Annotated in this window: 10 protein-coding genes, 1 tRNA gene and 1 pseudogene; all 12 read left to right on the top strand. The window is 71.9% G+C overall.

Annotated elements, in window-relative coordinates; translation table 11 throughout:
- Positions 1 to 2,342: transglycosylase domain-containing protein (locus ABD401_RS11960; RefSeq protein WP_344604941.1), on the top strand; the 2,342-nt coding region annotated here is incomplete at its 5' end.
- A gap of 34 nt (positions 2,343 to 2,376) precedes the next feature.
- Complete coding sequence (locus tag ABD401_RS11955) at positions 2,377 to 3,732, top strand: glycosyltransferase family 87 protein (RefSeq protein ID WP_344604939.1); 1,356 nt, start codon at positions 2,377 to 2,379, stop codon at positions 3,730 to 3,732.
- On the top strand, positions 3,729 to 4,895 hold the full coding sequence (locus tag ABD401_RS11950; protein WP_344604937.1) for a mannosyltransferase family protein: 1,167 nt from the start codon (positions 3,729 to 3,731) through the stop codon (positions 4,893 to 4,895). Before ABD401_RS11955 ends, ABD401_RS11950 begins: the two co-directional genes overlap by 4 nt.
- Positions 4,896 to 5,035: 140 nt before the next feature.
- A complete protein-coding gene (locus ABD401_RS11945) occupies positions 5,036 to 5,779 on the top strand; it encodes a maleylpyruvate isomerase family mycothiol-dependent enzyme (RefSeq protein ID WP_344604935.1) in 744 nt (247 codons plus the stop codon).
- 174 nt (positions 5,780 to 5,953) lie between these two features.
- Positions 5,954 to 6,026 (top strand) — tRNA-Ala (locus tag ABD401_RS11940).
- 421 nt (positions 6,027 to 6,447) lie between these two features.
- Positions 6,448 to 7,002, top strand: coding sequence for a hypothetical protein (locus ABD401_RS11935; RefSeq protein WP_344604933.1), 555 nt, complete (start codon positions 6,448 to 6,450; stop codon positions 7,000 to 7,002).
- A gap of 229 nt (positions 7,003 to 7,231) precedes the next feature.
- Positions 7,232 to 7,444: a hypothetical protein gene (locus ABD401_RS11930; protein ID WP_344604931.1), complete on the top strand. Its 213-nt coding sequence runs from the start codon at positions 7,232 to 7,234 to the stop codon at positions 7,442 to 7,444.
- 2 nt (positions 7,445 to 7,446) lie between these two features.
- Positions 7,447 to 7,866 carry a type II toxin-antitoxin system VapC family toxin gene (locus tag ABD401_RS11925; protein WP_344604929.1) on the top strand — a complete coding sequence of 140 codons (420 nt, stop codon included), beginning with the start codon at positions 7,447 to 7,449 and terminating at the stop codon, positions 7,864 to 7,866.
- A gap of 337 nt (positions 7,867 to 8,203) precedes the next feature.
- Positions 8,204 to 8,809, top strand: coding sequence for a hypothetical protein (locus tag ABD401_RS11920; RefSeq protein WP_344604927.1), 606 nt, complete (start codon positions 8,204 to 8,206; stop codon positions 8,807 to 8,809).
- Positions 8,810 to 8,941: 132 nt separating this feature from the next.
- Entirely contained in the window at positions 8,942 to 9,493 is a 552-nt protein-coding gene (locus ABD401_RS11915) for a copper chaperone PCu(A)C (protein WP_344604925.1), read from the top strand.
- Positions 9,490 to 10,734 (top strand): Dyp-type peroxidase, encoded by a 1,245-nt coding sequence (locus ABD401_RS11910; protein WP_344604923.1) that lies wholly within the window; start codon positions 9,490 to 9,492, stop codon positions 10,732 to 10,734. The genes ABD401_RS11915 and ABD401_RS11910 overlap by 4 nt, the downstream gene beginning before the upstream one ends.
- Positions 10,638 to 11,135: pseudogene (locus ABD401_RS25090) on the top strand (copper resistance CopC family protein); the annotation flags it as partial. The gene ABD401_RS11910 and the pseudogene ABD401_RS25090, both read left to right, overlap by 97 nt.

Raw genomic sequence — 11,135 nt, 5'->3', positions numbered from 1 at the left:
GGGGAGCGGCCGGCGCCCGGGGCACCGGCGGCCGGGGAGGTTCCGGCAGCGGCAAGGGTTCCGGTGGGTCCGGCGGCGGGGGGCGCGGTCCCGGCCGGAAGTGGTGGGGCGGCGCAGCCGGGCCGCCCGGCAAGCCGAAGAGCAAGAAGAAGCGCCGGTTGCAGCGCGCGCTGTGGGCCTCGCTGGCCGTCGGCGTCATCGGCTTCTTCATGATGATCATCGCCTACTCGCGGATCGACATCCCCGAGCCGAACCAGGTCGCGACGCAGCAGACCTCGCGCGTGTACTACGCCGGGAACGAGGTCGAGCTCGGTCGGTTCGGTGACATCAACCGGACCATCGTCGGCCTCGACAAGATGCCGCAGACGCTGCGCGACGCGGTGCTCGCGGCGGAGAACCGCAGCTTCTACTCCGACAACGGCGTCTCGCCCCGCGGCATGTTCCGCGCGTTCTGGAACAACCTGCGCGGCGGGTCGACCCAGGGTGGTTCGACCATCACCCAGCAGTACGTGAAGAACACGTACCTGTCCTCGGAGCGGTCCGTCCAGCGCAAGCTCAAGGAAGCACTGCTCGCGATCAAGATCGACCGCGAGAAGTCGAAGGACCAGATCCTCGAGGACTACCTGAACACCATCTACCTCGGCCGCGGCGCCTACGGCGTCCAGGCCGCGGCGAAGGCCTACTGGAACAAGGACGTCCAGAACCTGACGCCCTCCGAGGGCATCGCGCTCGCCGCGATCATCCAGCGTCCCAGCGCGTACGAGCCGAGCGACGACGACGGTCTGCGTCGCCTGCGCGACCGCTGGACCTACGTCGCGGACGCCATGGTCACCACCAAGGCGCTGACGCCCGAGGCCCGTGCGGCGCTCAAGTTCCCGAAGTTCCCGAAGCAGGCCAAGGCGCAGAGCCGGTACGGCGGTCAGCGCGGCTACATCCTCACCGCGGTGAAGAAGGAGCTGCAGCGGCGCGGTCTGTCGGCGGACGACATCGAGAACAAGGGCTACCGGATCATCACGACCCTCGACGAGGAGGCCGAGAAGGCCGCCCTCGACGCGGTCGCGAAGGAGTTCCCGAAGACCAAGAACCAGGGCCTGCGCACCGGGCTGGTCGCGGTCGAGCCCAAGACCGGCCGCGTCCTCGCCATGTACGGCGGCCCCGACTTCCTCGGCAAGGGCAAGTACGCGCAGGTGAACACCGCGACGTACCCGATCCAGTCCGGGTCGACGATGAAGGTCTTCACCACGGCCGCGCTGCTGGAGGAGGGGTACACCCTCAACAGCACGTTCTACGGGAACTCGCCGCTCTCGCTGCCCGGGTCCAAGCCGGTCAACAACGAGTTCAACCAGGACTACGGCGCGGCGGTGTCGCTGCGCACCTCGCTCGCGCAGTCGATCAACACCGCCTTCGTCCAGGCGACGATGAAGATCGGGGCGCAGAAGGTCCGGCAGGCGATGGTCCGCGCGGGCATCCCGAACAACACCCCGGGTCTGGAGACCAACGCCCGCATCACCCTCGGCATCGCCTCGACGCCGGCCATCGACGTCGCCGGCGCGATCGCGACGATCTGCGGCGGCGGCATCAAGGCCGAGCCGCACCTGGTCGAGCGTGTGCTGATGCCGAACGGCGGTGAGGTGCCGATCCGCAAGCCGGACATCTCCCCCGAGCCCGTGTTCGAGCCCCACGTCATCTCGGGCACGCTCGAGGCGATGGAGGGTGTCGTCAAGTCCGGCACCGGCACCCGGGCCAAGGCGCTGAACCGTCCCGTCGCCGGCAAGACCGGCACCCACGAGGACCTGACCGCGTGGTTCTCCGGTTGCACCCCGCAGATCGCGGCCTCGGTCGTGTACTTCAAGGGCGACGGCACCAAGTCGCTCGACGGCAGCGCCGGGATGTCCACGTTCTTCGGTGGCACTTACCCGGCGCAGACCTGGACGACGTTCATGAAGGGCGCGCTCAAGGGCAAGCCCGTCGAGGACTTCCCGATCGTCAAGGCGACCCCGACCTCCACGCCGACGCCGAGCAAGGACCCGTACGACCCGGGCGGCTTCGACGGCGTGGACCCCGGCACCGGCCTGCCGCCGAGCGGCCCCGGCCCGATCTTCCCGACGTTCGACCCGGGCCCGACGACGGTCCCGACGCCGACCCCGGAGCCGACGCCCAAGCCCAGCCCGGCCCCGACCGGGTCCGCGACACCGGACCCGTCGGACGACCCGGAGCCCTCGTCGACACCGAGCGGTGGCGGCGGTGGCGGCGGCGGTGGCGGCGGCAACGGCGGCGGCGGGGGGAACGGCGGCGGCAACCCGGGCAACGGCAACCCGGGAAACCAGGGCGGAGGCAATTAGCCCGGACCGGGTCGCGCCCTCGCTCGACGACCCCGTGATCCGGTCGGGCAGCGAGGTTCTCGGCGGCCCGGCCGGACGGCGGCGAGCGCCCGCCACCGGGTGGTGGACACCGCTGCGGGTCCTGCTCGCACTGGCGACCGTCGTGCTCGCGCTCGGCGTGCTCGAGCGCGCCGACTGTCGCGAGAACGCCTGGAGCCGCAACGACGGGCAGCAGTTCGTCCACGCCTGCTACTCCGACATCCCGCACATGTACCGGGAGCGCGGCCTCGCCGAGGGCGCGATCCCGTACGTCGACACCGGCGACTGGCAGCCACTGGAGTACCCGGTGCTGTCCGGGCTCGTGATGTGGGTCAGCGCGGAGTTCACCTCGCTGATCGCCGACGGCACCGCGGACGCGCGCGCCGTGCGCTACTACGACGTCAACGCCGTCCTGCTCGGCCTCGCCGGGCTGGCCCTGGTCGCGACCACGATGCTGCTCGCCGGCCGCCGACGGCCGTGGGACGCCGCGCTGGTCGCGGCGTCCCCGCTGCTGGCGCTGCACGGCACGATCAACTGGGACCTGATCGCGGTCGCCCTCGCGACGGGGGCACTGCTCGCGTGGGCCCGCCGCCGTCCAGGCTGGTGCGGGGTCCTGCTCGGCCTCGGGATCGCGGCGAAGCTGTACCCGGTCGTGCTCCTGCTGCCGTTGGCGCTGGTGTGCATCCGCGCGCGGCGGTGGCGGCCGTTGATCTGGACGGTCGCGACCACGGCCGTCACCTGGCTCGCGGTGAACCTGCCGGTGATGCTGGCTGCGCCCGAGGGCTGGCGCGCGTTCTACGAGTTCAACGCCGACCGGGGCGCGGACTTCGGGTCGTTCTGGTACGTCCTCGCGCAGAACGGCCACGGCGTCGGCTCGCTGGACGTCGTCAGCACGGCGTTGATGGTCGCGGCCTTCGCCGGTATCGCGATCCTGGCCTTCCTCGCCCCGCAGCCGCCGCGGCTGATGCAGCTCGCGTTCCTCACCGTCGCGGCGTTCCTGATCTTCAACAAGGTGTGGTCGCCGCAGTACGCGCTCTGGCTGCTCCCGCTCGCCGCGCTGGCCCGCCCACGCTGGCGTGACCTGGCGATCTGGCAGGCCGGGGAGGTGATCTACTTCTTCGCGGTCTGGTACTACCTGCTCGGCGGCTTCGACCGGGGCCTGCCCATGGACGCGTACGGGGTGACGGTGGGGCTGCGGCTCGTCTGCCTGCTCTGGCTCGTCGCCGTCGTCGTGCGCGACATCCTCCGTCCGGCCTGCGACCCGGTTCGCGCCGACGGCGTCGAGGACGATCCCGCCGCCGGATGGGCGGCGACCGCGCCGCCGGTCCGACCGGCGCCCACGGCGACGGAACCGGTCGGGGCGCCCGCGTGAGCGACCTCCGCGCGACGCTCGAGCGGGCGCGGCCACGCGGCGTCGACGCCATCGCGCTGCGCTACTGGCTGCTGAGCCGGATCGGCATCTTCACCCTCGTCAGCGCCGGGGCCTGGCTGTTCGCCGAGAACCGGGACGGCCGGACGCCGGTCCACTACCTGGACCGGTGGACGCAGTGGGACACCGTCCACTACGTCACGATCGCCCGCTGGGGCTACGACGGCGAACCCGGCATCGGGCAGCTCGCGCCGCTGGAGGCGTTCTTCCCCGGCTACCCGCTCGCGATCCGGGCGGTCCACACGGTCAGCGGGCTGGACTACGTCGTCGCCGGCCTCGCGATCTCCCTGGTCGCGAGCGCCGTGGCGATCGTCGCGCTCGCCCGGCTCGCCGCGGCCGAGGCCGCGCCTGGGACGGCGCCGGCGGCGCTCGCCGAGCGGACGGTGCTGCTGTTCGTCCTCGCGCCGCCCGCGGTGTTCCTCGCCGCGGCGTACACGGAGGCGTTGTTCCTCGCCCTCGCGTTCCCGGCCTGGCTGTGCGCGCGCCAGGGGCGGTGGGCGGCGGCCGGTGTGCTGACGGCGCTCGCGTGCGGGGTCCGGATCACCGGGGTCTTCGTCGCGGCGGCGCTCGTCGTCGAGTTCCTCACCGCCACCGACGGCCGGCGGCGCTGGCGGTCCGCGCCCTGGCTGGCCCTGCCCGCGCTGCCCGTCGCCGCGTACTTCACCTACCTCCACGACCGCACCGGCGACTGGAACGCGTGGCAGCACGCCCAGGAGCGGGGGTGGTACCGCAACTTCCACTGGCCCTGGGAGGCGCTGGCCAACACGTGGGAGGCGGCGTACGACGAGAAGCAGTCGACGGTCTTCGCCTGGAACTTCGGTGCCGAGATCGTCGCCGTCGGGATCGGGATCGCGCTCACGTTGTGGCTGCTGCGCAGACGTCGGTGGGCCGAGGCGACCTACATCGGGCTGCAGCTGTACGCGTTCACGACGTCGTACTGGTTCTTCTCCGTCCCCCGCTCGACCCTGACCTGGTGGCCGCTGTGGATCGCGCTGGCCGCGTGGACCCTGCGTCGGCCCGTCGTGCTCCAGGGCTACCTGGCGGTGATCGCGCCGTTCGCAGTCGCGTTCGTCCTGCTGTTCAGCAACGGCCGCTGGGCGGGCTGAGGGCTCGGTGGACGCTCGGTGGTGCATCTGTCACGCCGTGTGACGCAGAGGCAGCCTGCCGGTTGAACGTTGTCTGTGAGTGAGCTTTCCGGCGGCTTCCAACGGGATTCCACGCCGGTTCGGCTGCCATGCTTCCGCCCGTGGAGCACGCTGAGTACGTCGCCGGAGTCTCGGAGGAGATCGTCCGTTTCGCGGGACTGGTGGCGAACGCGGACCTCGACGCTCCGGTCCCGAGCTGCCCCGAGTGGGACCTCGGCAAGCTGACCCGGCACTCGGGCACGGTCCACCGCTGGATCGCCCACATCCTCCGCAGCGGGTCCACCGAGCGCGTCTCGCCGCGGGAGGTCGACCTCGGCCTGCCGACCCAGCGCACGGGCCTGCCGGCCTGGCTCGCCGCGGGCGCGTCGCCGCTTCGGGCCGCGCTCGCCACGGACCCGAACCGGCCGGTGTGGACGTGGGGCCCGGGCGGGACCGCGGGCTGGTGGGCGCGCCGGGCGCTGCACGAGACGACCGTCCACCGGATGGACGCGCAGCTGGCTCTCGGTCTGGAACCGGAGCTCTCGCCCACTGTCGCGTACGACGGCATCGAGGAGTTCCTCACGAACCTGCCGGCCGTCGCGGCGGACAACATCAAGGGACTGCCGGCGGGCGACTCACTCCACCTGCACGCGACCGACGGCCCGGGCGAGTGGACGATCCAGCTCGCCGACGGCGGCTTCACCTGGAACTCCGAGCACGGCAAGGCCGCGGTTGCGCTGCGCGGCACCCTCGTCGACCTGCTGCTGTTGTTGTACGGCCGCCGTCGTCCGCACGACGGGGACCGGTTCGAGGCCTTCGGCGACCTCGCGGTCGCCGACCGCTGGCTCGCCGCCACCCAGCTCTGACCCCGCGCTGAGCCGGTTCCGCCGGCCCCGCCCCCGACACAGACGTCCGCGGCGGGGGCCACCCCGACGAAGGTGTGCCCGCTGACCCTCGAACCGAGGACTCCCGTCACGACCACCGACCGGATCCTGGTACCGTTCAGCGTCTGATCACCGCGGTCCGCGGGGGTCGGAACCGGGGCTGTAGCGCAGCTGGTAGCGCACTTCCATGGCATGGAAGGGGTCAGGGGTTCGAGTCCCCTCAGCTCCACCCTCTTGAACAGCCGAAACGCCTCCTGCTCGTGCAGCAGGAGGCGTTTTTCGTGGGCGGATGTAACGGGCGATGTAGCAACGACGCTGGTCAGCGGGTGATGCCGGGCGACGGCGGTGGACGTCGGCGGCTGCTTGAGCGCCGCGTGACCCTGTCCGATGCAGTGCGGTGGGCGGCGTCCCCGGAGGCTGTGTAGATCTCCAGGGTCATCGCGATCCGGGAGTGGCCTCCGCTGGTCGAGTCGGCCCGCACGGCGGCGTAGCCGAGGAAGCTGCCACGTTCCCCGGCAGTTTCGACCACTCCTTTGGTCTGCGACTTCGTCGTCAAAGTTGTTGTGTTTGATTTCTTTCCTCTGGGACTCAACAATTTCGGGTACAGTCCGAAGTTGTTGAGTTCGAATTATGCTCACGTCCTGCCGCCCGTGACTGACACGGCTCGGTCCTCACTCGATCATCAGACGCACGCGGTGCTCGCCGACGCCCTCGGGCGGACCGGCGGGCAGGACGCCGCGCACGTCGTCCGGGAGAAGGCCCGCGCCCGTGCGCTCGAGCGGGCCCGGGAGGCGGCCGAGACAGCGGCTCGGAAGGCCGCGGAGCCGGTCGTTCCGGCCGAGCATGCCGCTCGGGCAGTACTTCTGGCGCAGCGTCAGATGGCGCGGGCGGAACTCCTCGGTCCCTGGGCCGAGCACGACTGTGCTGCACGGCAGGACCGCGCCGAGCTGGACCGCACCCCGGGATGGCGTCGAGGTCGCTGCGCGGGCCTGCGCGAGACCATCGCCCGCCACCAAGCCGGATTCAACGAGTGCTTCTCCGATCTCGCCAGGCTCAACGGCGAGATCGCCACCCTGACCGGCCAGGTCGAGGCCGACGCCCGTCGACGCGAGGACGACGACCGTCGCCGCGCCCTGCAAGAAGCCCGACGCCCACGAACCGACCGCGAGGCCGGCTATCTCGCCCCGGCCAAGAGCGAGCAGTGACGCGACGCGGTCGCCGAGGTGGCCGGGCGCGAGACCACCGCGGTTCTGCGCCGAACCCGTGAGCGCCTCCAGGCCCGACAAGGGCAGCGCAGCCGAGGCTACGGCCGGGAGCGCAGCCGTGGACCGGGGCGGCGGCCCGGGCATCGGGTGGTGACGGCGCTTCGTGTCCAAGCGCCGTGATGGTCGTGAGCACATGAATCTGTCCATGCCCACGCCTACACTCGACGCCATGAACCCAGAGCGCGAGGAGCTGCGTCGCCTGGTCGACGAGATGCCCGACCAGGACGTCCCCGCCGTGCTTGCTGACCTGCGACGTCGGCTGGGACCGGTTACCACCCCTACGTCGAGTTGGCCCCCCGCCTGGTTCGGCATCGCTGAAGGTGACGGGACCGCGATCGGCCGCCGCAGCGAAGAGTTGCTGGAAGACGGCTTCGGTCGCTGACCGTGCTGATCTGCGACACCGGCGCGCTGGTCGCTGCAGCGTTCACGCGGGACCCCGACCATCGCGCCTGCGTAGACCTGTTCACCGGCGTGCGCCTTGCTCAGCGCCCGCTCGTCGTGCCGGCACCGGTCATCGCCGAAGTCGGCTACCTGCTGAGCAAGTACGCCGGAAGGGTCGGCGAAGCCGCGTTCCTGCGGTCCTTGGCGGCCGGTGACTTCGAGGTGGACCTGCCCACGAACGCGGACCTGGCGCGTGCCGCCGACCTGGTCGAGCACTACGCCAACCTTCCGCTCGGCACCACGGACGCCATCGTCGTGGCCACCGCAGAACGTCTCGGCTGCCCTGAGATCGCGACCCTGGACCACCGCGACTTCACCGTGGTCCGACCAACGCATACCCGGCACTTCACGCTGCTGCCGTGAGCGCGTGCCCGGCGCCCGACCCGGCCCGATCGTCAGCAGAAAGTCAGCAACTCGGCGGACAGTCGCGGATTCCGACGGACCTCGCGGGCCTGCGTCACCCCGTTGACCTGCTGCTACTTGTCAGCCGGTGGTGCTTCGTCCGCCGCCGGTCGCCATGGCATGGAAGGGGTCAGGGGTTCGAGTCCCCTCAGCTCCACCCACTCTGATCAACCGAAACGCCTCCCGCTCCCGGAGCAGGGGGCGTTTCCGGCGGCGGATGCGGCGAGCGAGGGAGTCCGCGCGGCCGGACCGCGGACCACCGAGCAATCGGTCGAACGCGATCACGCACACTGGAGGTATGCAGATCCGTCCGAGCCACTGGCTGATCGGACTGCGTGCGTCTGTCGTCGGGGCGATCGGGTTCACCCTCGGGGTGATCGGTCACGTGTTCGCCGACGGTCTTCTGCCGGGCCCGATGACGCTGCTGGGACTGCTCGCCTTCGCCGTGCTGGTCGCCGTCCCGATGCTGGTGCGCCCGGCGGGGCGCCTCCTGATCGTGGCCCTGGTGGTCGGAAGTCAGGCGATCGTCCACCTGCTGCTGACTCTGACGGCCGGTCACACCGGCGAGGGTGGTGCGGTCCACGGACCACCTGCCGACGTTCGTTCCTGGGTGGCGCACCTGCTCCAGGACGCCCACGAGCACGGCTGGATGATGGCCGCCCACGCGGGGGCGGCCGCGGTCGTCGGGCTCTGGCTCGCCCGCGGCGAACGCTGCCTGTGGACGATTCTCGTGCTCGTCGGTCGACGCCTCCGACTGCGCTTCGTCGTGATTCCCGGAGTCATGGCGCTCCCGGCCCGCGTGTCCGCACGGACCACGGCCGAGCTGCCGGCCCTGCGTTCCTCGGTGTGGGACGCGCTGTCGGTCGCCCGCCGCGGACCTCCCGCGCGCGTCGCGACCGCGTGAGCGTTCCGGCCACCTGATCCCCAGGAGTCGGCGGCGCGCGGTCGAGCGCGCCATCCCGCCGCCGTCGGCCGCGGGCCCGCGGTGATCCGTCCGTCACGGCACCGCGATCCGACTTCACAGACAGGAACGACCATGCATGTCCGTACGCTGCCGGCTGCCCTCGGTGCGGCCGCGCTCACCCTCACCCTGTCCCTGACCGCCTGCGGCCAGGACGACGACGCCCCCGCCGGTTCGGCGGCCGGCGAGGCGACCGTCGCCGCGACACCCTCGCCGAGCGCCGCGGCGGTTCTCACGCCGGCGGATCTCTGGGTCAAGGCCGCTCCCAGCGGCATGACCGCCGCCTTCGGCACCCTGATCAACCCGGGCACCAGCGACCTCACCGTGGTCGGGGCCACCACCGACATCGGCGCGAGATGCGAACTCCACGAGACCGTCGCCGACGGCGACGGCGCCATGGTCATGCGGCCCAAGGAGGGTGGGTTCGTCATCCCCGCGGGTGGTCGGTTCGAGCTCGAACCCGGCGGCAACCACCTGATGATCATGGAGCTGACCCGGGAGCTCCGGACGGGTGAGATCGTCAGTATCAGCTGGAAGCTCTCCGACGGGAGCACGATCGAGTCCGAGGCGGTCGTCAAACCGTTCAGCGGCGCCGAGGAGAAGTACGAACCCGGCGGGGCGATGTGACGCCCGATCCGGCCAGTGCCCCGGCTCGCACCTGGAGTCGGCGCAGAGTCCTCCAGGCCGGCGCCGGCGCCCTCACGGGCGCCGGCCTCGGCTGGTCGGCCGCGGCCGTGGCCCTGCCCGTCGAGGACAGCACCGACCGCACCGACCGCACCCCCGGTGCGCTGCCCGGCGCGCGGGTGGTCGAGTTCCACGGACCGCATCAGGCCGGGGTCTCGACCCCGCCGCCGGCGCACCTGAGCCTGCTCGGACTCGATCTCCGGAGGGGGGTCGGCGCCGCCGGCCTGGCCCGGTTGATGCGGCTGCTCAGTGACGACGCGGCGCGGCTGACCCGCGGTCGTCCCGCCCTCGCCGACACCGAGCCCGAGCTGGCCTTCACGCCGGCCGCGCTGACGGTCACCTTCGGGTTCGGGCCCCGGATCTTCGACGAGATCCTCGGCGGGGCCGTCGACGGCGCCAAGCCACTGCCGCCGTTCGCCACCGACGCGCTGGAGAAGCAGTGGCGCCAGACCGATCTCGCCGTGCAGATCTGCGCCGACGATCCGACCACGGTCGCGCACGCCCGCCGGATGCTGCTCAAGGATGCGACCGGCCTCGCGCGGCCACGATGGATCCAGAACGGCTTCCGTGATGCGTACGGGATGCGACCGGACGGCACGACCATGCGGAACCTGATGGGTCAGGTCGACGGCACGGCCAATCCCGCCGCGACCGATCCCGACTTCGCCGAGCTGGTCTGGTCCCGTCGGCCCGGCCTGACGGGCGGCACGTTCCTCGTGCTGCGTCGCATCCGCGTCGAGTTGGAGACCTGGGACCAGGTCGACCGGGCCGGCCGGGAGGCCGCGGTCGGACGCCGCCTCGACAACGGTGCGCCGCTGACCGGACGCGACGAGCACGACGTCCCGGACTTCGCGGCGACCGACGCCCTCGGGCTCCCGGTGATCGACCCGGCCAGCCACATCGCTCGCGCGCGCAGCGCCAACCCGGCCCAGCGGTTCCTGCGGCGTGGCTACAACTACTGCGTGCCCGACCCGTCGCGGCCCACCGGGGAGGACAGCGGTCTGGTGTTCGTCGCGTTCGCGGCCGACGTCGAGCGTCAGTTCGTGCCGGTGCAGCGCCGGTTGGCCGAACTGGATCGGCTCAACCAATGGATCACCACCATCGGGTCCGCGGTGTACGCCGTGCCACCGGGTTGTGCCGAGGGCGAGTTCGTCGGGCAGGCGCTCCTCGGGATGCGCCGATGAGGGCGCGGGCGACGGCGTTCGGCGTGATCGGGCTCCTCGTCTGGTACCTGCTCGGCCCGGCGCCCGCGTTCGCGCACTCGTCGCTGGCCGGGTCCTCCCCGGCCGCCGGAGCCACGGTCGCGGCCGCGCCTCGAACGGTGCGACTGGAGTTCACCGGCTCGATGGCGGGGCCCGCCTCGGTCGTCGTGACCGGCCCGGACGGATCGTCGGTCGCCGACGGCCCACCCACCGTCGACGGGCGCGTGGTCACCCAGCGGTTGCTCGGTGGATCCACGGGCACCTACACCGTCGCCTACCGGGTGTTCTCCAGCGACGGTTCTCCGGTGAGCGGCCGGTTCACGTTCGCCGTCGGCACGGGCGGACCCCCAGCGGCGCCCACGTCGAGCGGCCCGCCGCCGGGG

The sequence above is a fragment of the Sporichthya brevicatena genome (assembly GCF_039525035.1).
GTDB classification, from domain to species: Bacteria; Actinomycetota; Actinomycetes; order Sporichthyales; family Sporichthyaceae; genus Sporichthya; species Sporichthya brevicatena.
Note: the sequence above shows the minus strand (reverse complement) of the source record. Positions and strands in the feature narration are given on the sequence as shown.

What these genes read in the sequence shown, in the direction of transcription:
- ABD401_RS11915 (WP_344604925.1), top strand. Translation starts at nt 8,942, where the DNA reads ATGCATGTCCGTACGCTGCCGGCTGCCCTCGGTGCGGCCGCGCTCACC.
- ABD401_RS11920 (WP_344604927.1), top strand. Translation starts at nt 8,204, where the DNA reads ATGCAGATCCGTCCGAGCCACTGGCTGATCGGACTGCGTGCGTCTGTC.
- ABD401_RS11930 (WP_344604931.1), top strand. Translation starts at nt 7,232, where the DNA reads ATGAACCCAGAGCGCGAGGAGCTGCGTCGCCTGGTCGACGAGATGCCC.